Origin of the sequence: Paenibacillus sp. LBL (assembly GCF_029893715.1) — a bacterium.
GTDB classification, from domain to species: Bacteria; Bacillota; Bacilli; order Paenibacillales; family Paenibacillaceae; genus Paenibacillus_AQ; species Paenibacillus_AQ glucanolyticus.
This window is the reverse complement of the sequence record NZ_JARXYU010000013.1, coordinates 18,692-34,629: the sequence shown is the minus strand read 5'-3', so window position 1 is coordinate 34,629 and position 15,938 is coordinate 18,692. Positions and strand designations below refer to the sequence as shown.

The 15,938-nt window shown below is 49.9% G+C and carries 14 protein-coding genes; 2 read left to right on the top strand and 12 right to left on the bottom strand.

The window, feature by feature from the left end; translation table 11 throughout:
* Positions 1-32 precede the first annotated feature (32 nt).
* On the bottom strand, positions 33-569 hold the full coding sequence (locus M2277_RS22750; protein ID WP_006208857.1) for a PCYCGC motif-containing (lipo)protein: 537 nt from the start codon (positions 567-569) through the stop codon (positions 33-35).
* Between the two features lie 54 nt (positions 570-623).
* Positions 624-1,931 (bottom strand): replication-associated recombination protein A, encoded by a 1,308-nt coding sequence (locus M2277_RS22745; protein ID WP_148247953.1) that lies wholly within the window; start codon positions 1,929-1,931, stop codon positions 624-626.
* Between the two features lie 243 nt (positions 1,932-2,174).
* Here M2277_RS22745 and M2277_RS22740 point away from each other — a divergent pair, with 243 nt between their 5' ends.
* Entirely contained in the window at positions 2,175-2,306 is a 132-nt protein-coding gene (locus M2277_RS22740) for a hypothetical protein (protein ID WP_255308661.1), read from the top strand.
* Between the two features lie 110 nt (positions 2,307-2,416).
* Here M2277_RS22740 and M2277_RS22735 read toward each other — a convergent pair whose 3' ends face one another.
* The 9 genes from M2277_RS22735 to M2277_RS22695 form a co-directional block, all read right to left on the bottom strand.
* Entirely contained in the window at positions 2,417-4,594 is a 2,178-nt protein-coding gene (locus M2277_RS22735; protein WP_280755571.1) for a HelD family protein, read from the bottom strand.
* Positions 4,595-4,849: 255 nt separating this feature from the next.
* Entirely contained in the window at positions 4,850-5,605 is a 756-nt protein-coding gene (locus M2277_RS22730) for a tRNA threonylcarbamoyladenosine dehydratase (RefSeq protein WP_006208854.1), read from the bottom strand.
* A 35-nt stretch (positions 5,606-5,640) separates the two neighbouring features.
* Positions 5,641-7,416, bottom strand: coding sequence for an aspartate--tRNA ligase (aspS, locus tag M2277_RS22725; RefSeq protein ID WP_280755570.1), 1,776 nt, complete (start codon positions 7,414-7,416; stop codon positions 5,641-5,643).
* Positions 7,417-7,463: 47 nt separating this feature from the next.
* Complete coding sequence (gene hisS, locus M2277_RS22720) at positions 7,464-8,717, bottom strand: histidine--tRNA ligase (RefSeq protein WP_036644829.1); 1,254 nt, start codon at positions 8,715-8,717, stop codon at positions 7,464-7,466.
* A 743-nt stretch (positions 8,718-9,460) separates the two neighbouring features.
* Positions 9,461-9,910 (bottom strand): hypothetical protein, encoded by a 450-nt coding sequence (locus M2277_RS22715; RefSeq protein ID WP_006208852.1) that lies wholly within the window; start codon positions 9,908-9,910, stop codon positions 9,461-9,463.
* A 77-nt stretch (positions 9,911-9,987) separates the two neighbouring features.
* On the bottom strand, positions 9,988-10,494 hold the full coding sequence (locus tag M2277_RS22710) for a type 1 glutamine amidotransferase domain-containing protein (RefSeq protein ID WP_076153246.1): 507 nt from the start codon (positions 10,492-10,494) through the stop codon (positions 9,988-9,990).
* Positions 10,495-10,680: 186 nt separating this feature from the next.
* On the bottom strand, positions 10,681-10,899 hold the full coding sequence (locus M2277_RS22705; protein WP_127502952.1) for a hypothetical protein: 219 nt from the start codon (positions 10,897-10,899) through the stop codon (positions 10,681-10,683).
* Positions 10,900-10,951: 52 nt separating this feature from the next.
* The gene (gene dtd, locus M2277_RS22700) at positions 10,952-11,395 is read right to left on the bottom strand and encodes a D-aminoacyl-tRNA deacylase (protein WP_280755569.1); all 444 of its coding nucleotides are present in this window, start codon (positions 11,393-11,395) and stop codon (positions 10,952-10,954) included.
* 133 nt (positions 11,396-11,528) lie between these two features.
* On the bottom strand, positions 11,529-13,706 hold the full coding sequence (locus tag M2277_RS22695; protein WP_006208848.1) for a RelA/SpoT family protein: 2,178 nt from the start codon (positions 13,704-13,706) through the stop codon (positions 11,529-11,531).
* A 302-nt stretch (positions 13,707-14,008) separates the two neighbouring features.
* Here M2277_RS22695 and uraA point away from each other — a divergent pair, with 302 nt between their 5' ends.
* On the top strand, positions 14,009-15,307 hold the full coding sequence (gene uraA, locus M2277_RS22690; protein ID WP_036644832.1) for a uracil permease: 1,299 nt from the start codon (positions 14,009-14,011) through the stop codon (positions 15,305-15,307).
* Between the two features lie 94 nt (positions 15,308-15,401).
* Here uraA and M2277_RS22685 read toward each other — a convergent pair whose 3' ends face one another.
* Positions 15,402-15,917: an adenine phosphoribosyltransferase gene (locus M2277_RS22685; protein ID WP_152828200.1), complete on the bottom strand. Its 516-nt coding sequence runs from the start codon at positions 15,915-15,917 to the stop codon at positions 15,402-15,404.
* Positions 15,918-15,938 lie beyond the last annotated feature (21 nt).

The following is a 15,938-nucleotide window of genomic DNA, read 5'->3' as shown; positions in this document are numbered from 1 at the left end:
TGAATTTTCATTCCTTTCATTCCAGTAACCGATCAGCTTGCAGCTGGCGGCATTGGAGTTGGCGTCGGTTTGGCATAACCGGTGCTGTATTTCTCGTCGATGGCAGTCCGGATATCCGTCAAACTCATGCCCTCGCTGCTCATTTTTGCAGATTCTACGGCGATGTCCAGGCACACTCCACAGCGGGTACCATGATCATCCCATACCACGGTCCCATCCTCTTGAATCTCATCGATAAAACAGTTCAGGTTACTCTCATGACCGGCACTTTCCCCGCACCCGCAATAGCAAGGAATATATTTCAGCACATCACTCACTTGTGCAGACAGCGCATAAATCGTTTGAAGTTCGCTGGTCTGATTCTTCAAAAAATCAGGCAGCTCGTCAATGGAAGCCGTCGCCTCCTGAATATCCCCGTTCGTCAGCTGAATCTGGTGCCCATGCTCATGCGCCGCTTCCGCAGCCTGCCCATTTGTGACCTGCTCCTGGACGCTTTTTCCCGAACAGCCGCTTAGCAATACACCAACAGACAGCAGCAGGATGACAAACCGTTGTTTCCCTGTTCTCATTACTCTTATCCTCCAATTAATTAGCGGTCGCAGGGCTGTTGCTCAGCCGTTCCGCTATTCTTCGCGTCGTAGTCTCTGATTGTGGGCGATCTTCGATTCGTTCCCCTGCTCGGTTGCCTGATAAAACACCCTGCGGGAGAGCTCCTTCGGTAAATAATCCTGCTTCACGTAATGGCCTGGATAATCATGCGGGTATTTGTAGCCGATATGTCCCAATTTCACGGCTCCCTGATAATGTGTATCACGCAGATGAAGCGGAACCTCTGCTGATTTCACCTCATCCATGGCCGACATGGCACGGGAGATGGCGGATACAACGCTGTCCGATTTCGGGCTCTCCACTGCAAACAGAATCGCCTGGGCGATATTCAGTTTCGCTTCCGGCCAACCGTTATTCCGGTACGCATCCAGCGCACTTACCGCCTGCACCATCGCTTGCGGGTTGGCTAAGCCGATATCCTCACTGCTGGCGGCAATCAAACGCCGAATGAAAACCATCGGATCCATCCCGAGCTTTTCAACCGCGTACAAAAACCAGAACAGAGCCGCATCACTGGACCCCCGAATGCTCTTATGAAAGGCTGACAGCACATCATACTGTGTCGACTCATCGGCACGCACGATGGGCCTGCGAATCGATTCCTCCGCAACATCCAGCGTAATATGGATCGTACCGTTGGCATCCGGAGGCGTAGTCATGGCTGCCAGCTCCAGCGCATTCAGCGCGCGCCGGATATCGCCGTTCGCCATGGTTGCAATGTGATCCAGCGCTTCCTCTTCCGCTCTGAGATCCATAAATCCGAGGCCTTTGTCTTGATCTGCCAGAGCACGCTGCATTGCAATCATGGAATGCTCCTTGGTCAGCGGCTGCAGCTGGAATAAGGTCGATCGGCTCATCAAGGCCCCATTCACATAATGGAAGGGGTTCTCGGTCGTAGCACCGATAAATATAATCGTGCCGTTCTCAACGGCGGGCAGCAGCGCATCCTGCCTGGAACTGTTAAAGCGATGAACCTCATCCAGGAACAGTATCGTTTTGGTCCCATACAGACTGCGGTTGCTCTGAGCCTGCTCAATGACTTCCCTAACGTCCTTAACGGACGCCTCCACCGCATTAAGGCGAACGAAATGTCCCTTGGTTTGCTGGGATATGATATGGGCGAGGGTTGTTTTGCCGCAACCCGGCGGGCCATACAGCAATATGGAAGAAACCTGATCCGCCTCAATGGCCCGCCTAAGCAGCTTGCCCGGTCCAATAATATGTTCTTGTCCTATATATTCATCAAGCGACGAAGGGCGCATGCGATCGGCCAGCAGCCGGGAATCCCGGTCCCCTTCACGCCCGATACTGAATAAATCCATTGCTACACTTCCTTGTCTGATATCAATGCAATCCTAAGCCGGTTTCAATAAAATCCGTCACTCTCTATCATATCATATTCGATTTAACTGTGCCTGTGGAAGGCAATGACTTCATAATTTGTTGATCTGATAACACTGATGAATAACTGCTTGCTTTGACAAAAAGTCAAACTTTTATCTTTCTAAAAGCGTTTAAGATTAAGCAACGTATGATTAGAATCAACCACGACCGGAGGATATGAAATGAACCGTAAACCTGTACGAAAGAAAATAACTCTGATCATCCTGCTGCTTGCCGCTTTCTCTATTCTCATCGTTTGGACTTTGATTCGATTTATCGATCAGTTGGGTTCCTCCTACCAAATGCTTGGATAAGCGCAGCAAAAAGCCTCGTCGGGATGAGCACATGATGCATGCATGTATCACCCCAAAGAGGCTTTTTTTCTGTTAATTTCGATCACCTTAACATCCGTGATGTTACATCATTACTCCACAGGCCAACCATTGAGAGTAATCTCCGACGTTTCCGTCATGACATAGGAAGGCAGCGGCTCTCCATGCAGCAGCCACAGCTCATGCAATGCCCGGGTGCAGCCCACATACATCAGCTTGGCATCCCAAGCTTTCTCCGCATAATGTGCCGCATCCGCATCCGCCACGACAACGGCATCAAACTCCAGCCCTTTGGACAAATACACAGGGAGAATGGAATAGCCGCCCTGATAGGTTCCTTTGTTGCCATCTATCAGGTTCAGGTCGGGCCAATCGGTACTTAATTGCTCATGTAAATCTTTCGCTTCCCGTAGGGTGCGGGTAAGTATCGCAACGGTCCGGTATTCTTTGGAGATGAGCGTATCCAACGCCCGTGCTAAGTCACCTGTTCTGGAGTCCTTGGAATCATATGGTATAAGACGGACGGCATCGCCGCTTCGGAATACGGGTACAGCCAGCAGGTCACTGCTGACCCCCTTCTCCAGTATGTCGTTAGCAAATTCAATAATCTCCATCGTGGAACGATAGCTGCGCGTCAGAGCAAAGTAAGCCGTCTCCTCTTCCTTGAAGAGGGAGCTCATCTCTTCCCAAGCATGAACGCCACGATACGCATGGATACCTTGCGATAAATCACCTAATATCGTGAAAGAATGTCCTCTCACGAACAGGTCCAGCACGGCTACCTGAAATGGAGAGAAATCCTGCGCTTCATCAATCACGATATGGTCAAACCGCTGATCCCCGGAAATATCATTCAGCAGGCAGTGGAAATACAGCAGTGCCGGGAGATCCTCTTCCCGGATCACGTTTTTCTTCAAATCTTTGCGCGTTGCAGCAAGCACGCCGGAAGGGATAAGGGCCGACAGCTCTTCAAACCACGTACCGGCCGCTTTAGCCGCACCGAACAATTGTTTATATAATGAAACCGGCTCGAACCTCGGCCATCGATTGCCATAAGCCTTTTCGCGTTGAGCCGCCTTTTTCTTCCGTTCTTTCATCACGGCTGCCGAAGGAGACTTCTTCAGCTCCATTTCTACCCAGCGGTGTAATCTTGCCAGCAGCCGTTCCTTGCGCTTCGCTAACGGATAAGGCTTATATTCCTGGTAGAACCATTCGGCTATCGTCTCCTGTTTTAGAACGGCTCCATCCCATGGGGAGAAATCGTCATCAGGGAGCGCCTCGGTTTCCAACGATTCCACACAGCGGCGAATAAGCTCCATCAGCCTTAGTGAACCTTTGTAGCGGCCGCTGACATTGTCATCAATGTCCGGCGTTCCCTGCCCTGGTTCTGTCTCAAACCATTGATTCAGCGTCTGCGCATGATCTTCCGAGGAGAGCTGAATATCCAGTAACTCCGAAGCCCAGTCGCCGAATGTACGCTGCTGAATGTCGCCAACCCCAAGCTCAGGCAGCACATCGGATATGTAATCCAGGAACATCAGGTTTGGCGCAAAAATAATCATTTTCTCCGCAGTAACCTGCTCCTTGTACTGATAGAGCAAATATGCCAGTCGGTGCAGCGCTACCGTTGTCTTGCCGCTTCCCGCAACCCCTTGGATAATGAGGGCGGTGTTTTTCGCTGCCCGGATGATTTTGTCCTGCTCGGCCTGTATCGTGGATACGATATCCCGAAGCCGGTTATCCTTATTTTCCCCGAGACGGTAGACCAGGAACTCATCGGATACAGCGGGTCCGCCGCTATCCCGATTGTACGTGTCGGAGACCCGCTCCAGGATCTGCTTACGGATTACTACGTTGCGTTTCAGATACACAAGACCTTCGATGATTCCTTCGGGTGCTTCGAATGATGCTGGATCGGCACCGCCCGTAAACGAATAAAAAAGACTCGCGACAGGAGCGCGCCAGTCAATCACCATCGGATGATCCCCGGCATCTGCTTTATCGAAGCCTATCTTCCCAATGTAGAGCGGTTTCTTCGCTCCGTTTCCGTTTTCTTGAAAATCCAGCCTTCCGAAGTAAGGCTCCGGCAAACTTTTGGCGAGGGCTTGCCGTTTCTCTTCCCGTCCTGCTTCGAGCACCTGCTCCGTAAAATCATGACCCGTGTATACGGGAATGCCGCGCAAACGCTCAAGTTGACGGTCAATCTCGACTATAACCTCGTTTAGCCTTGACTCTTCTTCTTGATAGGCACTTTGAAAAGATTCTGACACTTTCAGTTACCTCCTAAGAAACATATTATTTTCGCATCGGAATTCTGGCTTTATAACTGACCGCGACACAAAAGGAGTTTCATTGTAGCACAACTTGCCTGGATATACTAGCACAGCTCTGCCGCATGAATTACGCTGTGTTTGTTCAGCTACATAAGCATTCCTTCAATCGCAGCAAAAAACGCAGCATCCCCTGTTCGGATACTGCGTCTTTATATATTTTTAAATTTTTGCGGCTGTTGCTGAAAGCCTCGTTTACAAGGATACGCCGCCTTTTTCGAGCAGCTCTTTCACGGTTACGCTAACCATGATCAGACCGGCTACAGGAGGAACAAACGCATTGCTTGCCGGTGGCTGCTTCGCCTTCCGAATCTCGGGTGCATTCTCGGGCACAATCTTCTCCGTAACGTCCTTACGGGGTTTCATCGGCTCCTCTAGAGAGAATACCACCTTGACCCCTTTTTTGATGCCGTCTTTACGCAGCTTGGTGCGCACAATTCGGGCAATCGGGTCCATGGAAGTTTTGGATATATCAGCTACCTGGAACTTCGTTGGGTCCATTTTGTTGGCTGCACCCATACTGGAGATGATCGGAATGCCGCGCCGCAGGCACTCCTTAATCAGATGCACTTTATAAATAATCGTGTCCGAAGCATCAATCACATAATCCAGCTCATACTTGAACAGCTCTTCATACGTCTCTTCGGTGTAGAACATGTTCAGCGCAATCGCTTCACACTCCGGATTGATCAGTTTAACCCGATCCACCATCAGATCGGCTTTCTTCTGACCCACCGTTGTGGTTAACGCATGGATCTGACGATTGATATTGGTGATGTCCACCACATCTTTATCGATCAGAATGATGCGGCCAACCCCGGTACGGGCAAGGGCTTCCACCGCGATGGAACCCACGCCGCCAATACCGAGCACAGCCACCGTACTGTTCTTCATCACTTCAAGGCCCTCAGGGCCGATGGCTAATTCCGTTCGGGAAAACTGATGCAGCATAATTCAAGCAACCTCCTTTATCGAGAACACCTGGCTTATTTCTCGTCGCCCGGCTTCTTGGCAAGTTTGATATGCAGCTGCTCCAGCTGTCCACCGTCCACTTGGGAAGGAGCATCCATCAACAGATCCGTTGCGCTGGCCGTTTTCGGGAATGCAATCGTTTCACGCAGGTTGGTGCGCCCTGCAAGGAGCATGACCAAACGGTCAAAACCGAAGGCGATTCCGCCATGCGGAGGCGTACCGTATTCAAACGCGTCTAGCAGGAAGCCGAACTTCTCATGAGCCTCTTCCGGCGACAGTCCGAGTGCGGCGAACATTTTTTCCTGAATCTCTCGCTGATAGATCCGCATAGAACCGCCACCGACTTCATACCCGTTCAACACGATATCATAGGCTTCCGCGCGTACGGCAAGCGGGTCCGTGTCCAGCAGCTCCAGATCTTCATGTTTTGGACGGGTGAACGGATGATGCTCGGCTACATAACGCTTCGCGTCTTCGTCATAGCTGAGCAGCGGGAAGTCCAGCACCCAAGCAAATTTGTATTCGTTATCGTCAATCAAACCAAGCTGACGTCCGATTTTGAGACGGAGTGCACCGAGAACATCCGCAACCACTTTTTTGTTGTCAGCGGAGAACAGCAGCAAGTCACCATCTTCGGCTCCCGTACGTTCTCTTACGGCTTCAATCTCCTCTTCGCTGAAGAACTTCACGATAGGCCCTTTGAATTCGCCTTCCTTCACTTGAATCCATGCAAGACCCTTCGCTCCGTAACGGGCGGCATACGGTCCCAGATCGTCAATCTCTTTACGGGTCCAAGTACCGCAGCCCTTAGCGTTCAAACACTTCACTTCGCCGCCCTTTTCGATGACGGAAGAGAATACTTTTACACCGCTGTTTGCTACGATATCGTTCATTTCGATCAATTCCAGACCGAAGCGAAGATCCGGCTTATCCGAGCCGTATTTGCTCATGGCTTCAGCATGACTGATACGCTGGAACGGCGTTGCAAGCTCGACACCTACGGTTTCTTTGAACAGCTTCACCATCAGCTGCTCCATCATGGTCAGCAGATCATCACGTTCCACGAAGGACGTCTCAATGTCGACCTGGGTGAACTCCGGCTGACGGTCAGCCCGCAAGTCTTCGTCACGGAAGCAGCGCGCAATTTGGTAATAGCGCTCAATTCCGCTCACCATGAGGAGCTGCTTGTAAATTTGCGGGGATTGCGGAAGCGCAAAGAATTCGCCTGAATGTACGCGGCTTGGCACAAGATAGTCACGTGCGCCTTCCGGCGTGCTCTTTGTCAGAATAGGTGTTTCCACATCCACGAAGCCTTCCCCGTCAAGGAAGTCACGGAAAATTTTTGACGCTTTCGAGCGCAGCATCAGCGTTTTCTGCATCTCCGGACGACGCAGGTCCAGATAACGGTATTTCAGGCGAAGCTGCTCATCTACCTCCACACCGTCCTCGATAAAGAACGGAGGTGTTTTTGCTGCGTTCAGCACTTCGATGTTAGTCACTTGAACTTCAATCTCGCCTGTTGGCAGATTCGGGTTGAACGTTTCAGGATCACGCTTTACGACTTTACCGGATACAGCCAGTACAAACTCGCTGCGAACTTTGTCGGCAACTGCCAAAGCTTCGCCTGAGAAATCCGGATTGAATACAATCTGCATAATGCCGCTGCGATCACGAAGATCGATGAACAGCACTCCACCCAAGTCACGGCGGGTTTGTACCCAGCCGTTCAGTGTTACATTTTCTCCAATGTGCGCGGTTGTCAGGTGACCGCATTGATGCGTCCTTTTCATCGGTTATCATTCCCCTTTAGTATAATTAAGTCGCTAAATCACGACGATTAAACGAACTCTTGAACCAGACTATCCAATTTCACGATGCGCTGCTCGCCGGTTTCCATCGACTTCAGAGCGATTTCTCCGCGCGCCAGTTCATCATCGCCCAAAATAGCAGCATACCTGGCTTGCAGACGGTCAGCGGATTTCATCTGGGCTTTCATTTTGCGGCCGAGATAATCCCGCTCCGCAGAAACGCCCTTGCTGCGCAGCTCGTAGATCAATTTTGCCACTTCCCGCTCAGCCGCTTCGCCCAGTGCCACCAGGTAGACATCCAGCGGCTTCGCAGCCGACAGGTTGACGCCTTGATGCTCCAGGATCAATAGAATCCGCTCAAGACCAATCCCGAACCCGATACCCGGCTGATCCGGTCCACCGATCTGATCGACCAGTCCATTAAACCGTCCGCCTCCGCCTACCGTGTCAATTGCGCCGATCCCCTGTGCTTTGAATTCAAATGCGGTGTGCGTATAGTAGTCCAATCCCCGAACGAGTCTTGGATTGATCTCATACTCAATGCCCATGGCATCCAGATACCCTTTTACTTTCTCGAAGTGTGTGCTGCACTCCTCATCAAGGCTATCCAGGATCGAAGGAGCATCATCGAACTTCCCTTGATCCTTCTTGCAATCCAGCACACGCAGCGGGTTGCGCTCCATTCGAGATTGGCAGTCCGAGCATAGGCTGTCTTTCATCGGTTCCAGGAAGGCCAGAAGTGTGTTTCGGTAAGCCGCCCGAACCTCTGGCGTACCTACAGAGTTAATCTCCGCTTTAACTCCGTTAAGCCCAAGCTCCTTGTAGAAGCTGTATCCGAGTGCAATAACTTCGGCGTCAATGGCCGGTTCCGCAGTCCCGAACACCTCTACCCCGAACTGATGGAATTGACGGTACCTGCCAGCCTGCGGCCGCTCATAACGAAACATCGGCCCGATGTAGTACAATTTGGATACGTCAGGTTCACCATAGAGCTTGTTTTGCACATAAGCCCGAACGACGCCAGCTGTTCCCTCAGGACGCAGAGTCATGCTGCGATCCCCTTTATCCTTGAATGTGTACATTTCCTTCTCCACGATATCGGTGGTTTCACCTACCCCGCGTTTGAACAGTTCGGTCTGCTCAAACATCGGCGTGCGAATTTCATGGTAATTGTATCTCCGGCACAGATCCCGTGCCTTCTCCTCGATAAACTGCCATTTCTCGACGGCTCCAGGAAGTATGTCCTGCGTGCCAGTCGGCTTTTCAAATTTCTCGTTTGCCATCTTCATCCCTCCACGTCCTTTGACATCTTCACGACTGAACATGTCCATGCCTTGATCTCTGTTATAAAACCAAAAAATCTCCCGCCCCGCTGTCCTAAGACAACAGGGACGAGAGATGTTCATGACGATATCACCCGTGGTACCACCCACATTCCGGATATGACACGCATTAGGGCGTGTTCAAGCATCCGCTTCATCCGTTTAACGCCCGGCCGCGCAGTTCGGCTACTGTCTATCCCACCGGTTACCCGGTGCTTGCTTCGCCGTCTGTTCTCGGGGAGGTCATTCGTCCACTCATCAAGCGAATCCTTACAGCCAGGGGATTCTTCTCTGGTCTTGTGGGGATGGAGTACTTGTTCCCGTCATGAAATCCGTTATTCATAAAATATAGTATACCCAAAACATTATATTTTTAGATTCTAATGAACCGCCGCACTAAAGTCAAGAAACTTTGTAGAATTTACCCGAAAAAAGAAAAAAACCTACAAACCACTGTTGTAGGTCCAAAACATATATTATATAAAAAAGGGGGTCATGCTGTTATTATAAACAGCGAATATTAAAGGAACATTGAACAAACATTACAGTTATATTACAAGCGAGAAAGCGCTTTTATTGAAACGGCTTCAAAGGGGCTGCTCCAATGACGGAACAGCCCCTTTACGTTAATGGGATATGCCTTCTTCGCTTGCTGCAATCATTATCATCCAATAGGATTGCAATGCTAGGCTATCCTTTATTATTTAGTCAAAACGCTCCACGTAAGCGTTATTTGCCCGCAGATCATGCACAATCTGATCATAATCCTCGTCCCTTACTTTAACGGACAATACGTATCTCAGATCATCATAGTCGCGGTCCGTCACATCCGCCTCGCGCCAGCCGTCTCCGTTCATATCATCGCTGTCAGGCCGATCCTCTGCCCGGTCGCGGCTTGCTTCCCGCGAGCCCACAATGACGCCTGGAGCGCCTACTACTCCGCCGGGTGCACCCATCGTCGTGGCACCCGCAGTTGCTCCGCCTGTGCCTGAATTACCCCAAGGCACGAGCGGGACAAGAATATTCCCTCCCCCTCGAACCGAATCCTGCAGCTGTCCTACCTCAAGCTGCTCGGTACCGTAGGTCAACAGTGTCGTCCTTGCGCCCTCGGCGTCGTCTTCCGTTCTGAAATAGGCTTGAATTTGTCTAGACATGTCCATTCCTCCTTTTTATCAACCAACTTGTTTGAAAGAGCGGTATAACATAGACAACCCATACAGCTATTTTTCCGTTACAGTGCCTTTAGCAGCTCACGCACGAAGGCTGGCTCGTCTTTCGGCGTTCGGGAAGTAATGAAGTTTCGATCTACGACCACTTCTTCATCCTTAAAGGTTGCACCAGCGTTCACCATATCGTCCTGAAGCGGAGGATAGGAAGTGATGGTGCGTCCCTTCAGCAGATCGGCACTTGCGAGAATTTGCGGCCCATGGCATATCGAAGCAATCGGTTTGCCTGACTTGTCCGCTGATGTGACGAACTTCAATATATGGGAATCCAGACGTAAATTTTCCGGAGAAGATCCACCTGGAATAACCACCGCATCATAATCGTTTATATTGACGTCGGCAATGGCCTTATCCGTTGTATAGGAAGCCTTGCCCTGTTTGCCCTTTACCTCTTGTCCTTGTTTCAATCCAATGATATCTGCTTGATGTCCCGCTTCCTTCACGGCATCATAAGGAGTCTTCATCTCGGAATCTTCGAATTGGTCAGCTAGTAGAAATGCAATTTTACTCATCTGGCATATCTCCCTTCATGATTGTCCTCGATTTGTTATTACCCTGTAATGTCTTTTTTATAACAGTGGAATTATTGAAGCGGGTAAGGGGGTGCCTTTTTAGAAGGGAACAGAAAAAGCCCGAGTTTATCTCACCCAGGCTCTGCTTATCAATGCAATATCATCCTTATTCACTGCGGCTATATTCTAGGATCTCGGCAGCTGTTTCCGAATATTTCCCTTAATGTTTCTTTCCTGTGCCGGTTCCTCTGAAACAGCAACCATGCGTTCCATGCTGGCTGCTTCCCTTATGTCTCCTGAACCGACCAACACAGGCAAACTGCTCCATATCGAGAATTTGGGGGATTGACGCATAGGCAGCATGACTCCTTTTCCAAAGAGAATAATGGACCTGCGATTACTCACACAGGATGCCCCATCTCTCTGATATCATGCATTTGCATATGCGATTCTAGATTTATGACTTGCTGTCGATAATCAGCGTGACGGGTCCCCAATTGGTCAGCGACACATCCATCATCGCTCCGAACACCCCTGTCTCAACCTGCAATCCCTTCGCCGAGAGCTCACGATTAAAGAACTCGTACAAGGCATTGGCTTCATCCGGCTTTGCCGCAGCCATAAAGTTTGGCCGTTTTCCCTTCCGGGTATCGCCATATAGAGTGAATTGGGAGACAGAGAGAATGGCTCCGCCAACGTCCTGAACACTTAAATTCATCTTTCCGTCCTCATCCTCAAAAATCCGCAGCCCTGCCACCTTGTCGGCAAGATATTTGGCATCCTTCTCTTCATCGCCGTGGGTCACACCCACAAGCACCATCAAGCCCGCTCCAATCTTGCCAACAACTTCATTGTCGACCGTCACTTGTGCATGCTTGCATCGTTGAATAACAACTTTCATATCGGAATATCTCCTTATCTCCATATAATAAAACGGCCTGTCTCCCGCAGGATAACAGACCGCATTCATATAATAATCCGTGCTGTCATGAGGCCCGGGGCCCCTTAACAGAACGACCATGCCAACATTCCAATCACTGCATGATTCGATGAACGGTATATACATCCTTTACCCGCTTGATCCGTTCCACAACGGATTGGAGGTGATCCGTATTGCGTATTAAAATCGTCATGTGGATCATCGCCATCTTATTCTTGTCGGATCGTCCGGTTACGGCAGATATATTCGTCTTGCTCTCTGACACGGCCTGGAGGACCTCGTTCAGCAATCCGTTACGATCGTGACCGGTCACTTCGATATCGACGCTGTAATTAGCCTCAATGGTCGATTCCCATTCAACCTCAATCACACGTGCGGCATCTTCGCCTTCATCCGTAGTTGGCAGGTTCGGACAGTCCGATCGGTGAACCGATACCCCGCGTCCCCGGGTAACATAACCGACAATGTCGTCTCCCGGGACAGGATTACAGCATCTCGCAAATCGCACAAGCAGGTTGTCTATGCCCCTCACCCGTACCCCGTTGGTCGGACGGCTGCGTTTCTCTGCCGGCTTGATCTCCTTCATCTCAGAAGTCAATTCAAGCTGATTCGCTTCCTCCTGCTCCTTGCGGAGCTTCTCGGTCACTTTGGTGCATATCTGCGCGGCGGTGATACCCCCAAAGCCAACGGCCGACAACATATCCTCGATGTCATTAAAAGCAAACTTCTTGGCCGCTTCCATTAATTTATCATCGGTCATCCATTCGGATACCTCAAGACCCAGACGCTTGATCTCGCGCTCCAGCATCTCGCGTCCCTTCTCCACGTTCTCTTCCCGCTTCTCCTTCTTAAACCACTGCTTGATTTTGCTGCGGGCGTGAGAGGATTGGGCAATCTTCAACCAGTCTTGACTCGGGCCGTACGAATGCTTCGAGGTCAAAATTTCCACGATATCGCCGGTCTTAAGCTGATAGTCCAGCGGAACGATCCTTCCGTTAACCTTGGCACCGATGGTGCGGTTACCTACTTCCGTATGAATCCGGTAGGCAAAATCAAGCGGTACGGAGCCTGAAGGCAGCTCGATGACTTCGCCTTTGGGTGTAAATACAAAAACCAAATCAGAGAAAAAGTCCATTTTCAAAGATTCTACAAACTCTGAGGCATCCTTCGTTTCATGCTGCAGCTCCAATATTTCACGGAAGAACGTCATCTTGTTGTCGAAGCTGCCTCCGTTGCCTCCTGAGCCTTCCTTGTAGGCCCAGTGTGCCGCGATACCGAACTCTGCCGTACGATGCATCTCCCAGGTGCGGATTTGAACCTCTGTCGGCTCCCCGTTCGGTCCAACCACGGTCGTGTGGAGGGACTGATACATATTTGTTTTTGGCATGGCGATATAATCTTTGAAGCGGCCAGGCATCGGCTTCCAGAGGGTGTGAATGATGCCGAGCGTAGCATAACAATCCTTGATGTTGTCCACAATAATGCGGATTGCAAGGAGATCGTAGATTTCGTTGAATTGCTTGTTCTTTACGGTCATTTTCTTAAACACGCTGTAGATATGCTTGGGTCTGCCGGACAGATCGGCTTGAATGCCCATTTCATCCAGCTTCTCCCGGATACAGACAATGACGTTGTCGATGTACTGCTCCCGTTCAGCCCGCTTCTTGTGCATTAAATTCGCAATGCGGTAATACTGCTGCGGATTCAAGTAACGAAGCGCGATGTCCTCCATTTCCCACTTGATCGCGGAAATACCGAGACGATGGGCAATCGGGCAGAAGATCTCTAGTGTTTCATAGGAAATGCGACGCTGGCTTTCCTCGGACTGGTACTTAAGAGTGCGCATATTATGAAGACGGTCCGCCAGCTTAATCACGATCACCCGGATATCCCGTGCCATCGCGATAAACATTTTACGATAATTTTCGTTTTGCTGCTCTTCCTTGGACCGGAATTGGATACGTTCTAATTTAGTCAACCCATCCACCAGCATTGCACACGTATCCCCGAAGCGCTCGCGAATCTGCTCAAGTGATACAGTTGTATCCTCAACGACATCATGAAGCAGTGCAGCAATAATAGACAACGTGTCCACCTGCATGTTCACCACGATGTCTGCAACCGCAAGCGGATGAAGAATATAAGGTTCTCCCGATTTCCGCACTTGTCCGTGGTGGGCTTGCTCCGCAAATACATACGCTTCCTCAATGCGGAGAAGATCGGGTTCTTTTATATAGGCGCTGGCCTTTTCGAGTAATCGCTCTATGCCCATTTTGGAGTCCTTCTCTTCCCTTTCTATATAAAATGGAACCCGCCCTTGTCAAAACGTGCAGGTTCCCTCGTGATTGTTTTCCTATCATTATGACGCTTGTGGCGTTATACGTCAACATGTGCAGCATCCTGACACTTATAGTATGCCCGTTTCCGGCGCGGAGACATCAAAACTTGACATGAATTGGATATTTTGACGAACTGTAAAAATTATTGTTGAAAAAACGAACGATTGTATTTAATCTATTAAAGATCGTACGCGAACGGTCCTATATTTAAAGTCCTATAGAGGAGTGAAATGGTTTGCAACGTGAAATTCAAGTAGATGAGAAACTTCCGTTTGGTCCAGGCTTCCTTCTGAGTCTGCAGCATTTGTTTGCCATGTTCGGAAGCACGGTGCTTGTACCGAACATATTCGGCGTGGACCCCGGCATGATCCTGCTGATGAACGGTATTGGTACACTGCTCTACATTTTCTTATGTAAAGGAAAAATCCCGGCCTACCTCGGCTCCAGCTTTGCGTTTATCTCGCCGGTTCTGATCGTACTGGCCGGTGACCCGGAAGCCAACTATGGCAAAGCATTGGGAGCCTTCATCGTCACGGGGATCATCTTCTGTCTTGTGGCTCTCATCGTTAAATATGCAGGAACCAAATGGATCGACTTCGTATTTCCGCCTGCGGTTATGGGTGCCATTATCGCGATGATCGGACTTGAGCTTGTTCCTGTTGCTGCTGGCATGGCCGGCTTTTTGCCGGAAGAGGGACAGGCCATTGATCCTAAAATCATTACCATCTCGCTCGTTACGCTCGGCGTCACGGTATTCGGTTCCATCCTGTTCCGCGGCTTCTCCAAAATCATTCACATCCTGATCGGAATCGTAGTCGGGTATGCACTCTCCTTCGTTCTTGGAGTGGTAGACACAGAGAAAATTGCGAATGCAACCTTCTTGTCAGCACCGCAGCTGACCACACCGGTGTTCGATAACGGAGCGATCTGGACCATCATTCCGGTTGCGATCGTTGTTATCGTTGAGCATATTGGCCACTTGCTTGTAACCAGCAATATTGTGGGCAAAGACCTCTCTAAAGATCCCGGCCTTCATCGTTCACTGCTTGGCAACGGTATATCCACTATCCTGTCCGGGTTTGTAGGCTCAACACCGAATACCACCTACGGTGAAAATATTGGTGTCATGGCGCTTACAAAGGTATACTCAATATTCGTGATTGCCGGAGCAGCCGTTATTGCGATCATACTCTCCTTCTCCGGAACGTTCTCTGCCGTTGTAGCGAACATTCCTACACCCGTAATGGGCGGCGTATCCCTGTTGCTGTTCGGAGTTATTGCAGCTTCCGGTCTTCGAATCTTCGTTGAGCAAAAGGTCGATTTCTCCAAAGCAAGCAACATGATTCTGGCTACACTGGTGTTGGTAACAGGAATTAGCGGCGTAACTTTGAAGATCAATACCGTCGAACTGAAGGGTATGGCATTGGCAACCATCGTAGGTGTCGTTATGGCTCTGCTCTTTAAAGTATTCGAAATTACCGGTCTCTCCAATGAAAAAAATGATGGACCGATCGTGGAGAAAACACCAGATTGATTTCATCATAACTGGATCTCAAATCAAAAAACGCCCTGAGCTTATAGCTCAGGGCGTTAATATTTCCCGGGAAAATCAGGAAGATCTTTGTCGTTTACTCGTATTTCATGAGTGTAAATACATCGATTCCATCCAGCTTCGAACGGCCATTCAAATCGGTAAGTTCGATCATGAAGGCAGCTCCAACCACATTGCCGCCCAATTGACGGATGAGGTTAATTGAAGTTGCAATGGTCCCGCCAGTTGCAAGGAGATCATCCGCAATCAGAACATTTTGCCCCTTCTCGATGGCATCGGTATGCATCGCCAAGCGATCTTTTCCATACTCGAGGTCATATCCCACTTCAATCGTTTCGTATGGAAGCTTTCCGCTTTTGCGAATGGGAGCGAATCCGACTCCAAGGGCATACGCCAGCGGTGCACCCACGACAAATCCGCGAGCTTCGGGACCAGCTATCACATCGATCTTAAGATCGGACACCATGACCTTCAATTCTTCGATGGATTTGCGATATGCCTCACCGTTCTTCAGCAGTGTGGTAATATCTTTGAAGCTGATCCCCGCCTGCGGAAAATCGGGAATGACACGAATATAATCTTTAAAATCCAAAATAATCTCCTCCTGTATGGT

What these genes read in the sequence shown, in the direction of transcription:
- M2277_RS22750 (WP_006208857.1), bottom strand. Translation starts at nt 569, where the DNA reads ATGAGAACAGGGAAACAACGGTTTGTCATCCTGCTGCTGTCTGTTGGT.
- M2277_RS22745 (WP_148247953.1), bottom strand. Translation starts at nt 1,931, where the DNA reads ATGGATTTATTCAGTATCGGGCGTGAAGGGGACCGGGATTCCCGGCTG.
- M2277_RS22740 (WP_255308661.1), top strand. Translation starts at nt 2,175, where the DNA reads ATGAACCGTAAACCTGTACGAAAGAAAATAACTCTGATCATCCTGCTG.
- M2277_RS22730 (WP_006208854.1), bottom strand. Translation starts at nt 5,605, where the DNA reads ATGCTGCATCAGTTTTCCCGAACGGAATTAGCCATCGGCCCTGAGGGC.
- aspS (WP_280755570.1), bottom strand. Translation starts at nt 7,416, where the DNA reads ATGAAAAGGACGCATCAATGCGGTCACCTGACAACCGCGCACATTGGA.
- hisS (WP_036644829.1), bottom strand. Translation starts at nt 8,717, where the DNA reads ATGGCAAACGAGAAATTTGAAAAGCCGACTGGCACGCAGGACATACTT.
- M2277_RS22715 (WP_006208852.1), bottom strand. Translation starts at nt 9,910, where the DNA reads ATGTCTAGACAAATTCAAGCCTATTTCAGAACGGAAGACGACGCCGAG.
- M2277_RS22710 (WP_076153246.1), bottom strand. Translation starts at nt 10,494, where the DNA reads ATGAGTAAAATTGCATTTCTACTAGCTGACCAATTCGAAGATTCCGAG.
- dtd (WP_280755569.1), bottom strand. Translation starts at nt 11,395, where the DNA reads ATGAAAGTTGTTATTCAACGATGCAAGCATGCACAAGTGACGGTCGAC.
- M2277_RS22695 (WP_006208848.1), bottom strand. Translation starts at nt 13,706, where the DNA reads ATGGGCATAGAGCGATTACTCGAAAAGGCCAGCGCCTATATAAAAGAA.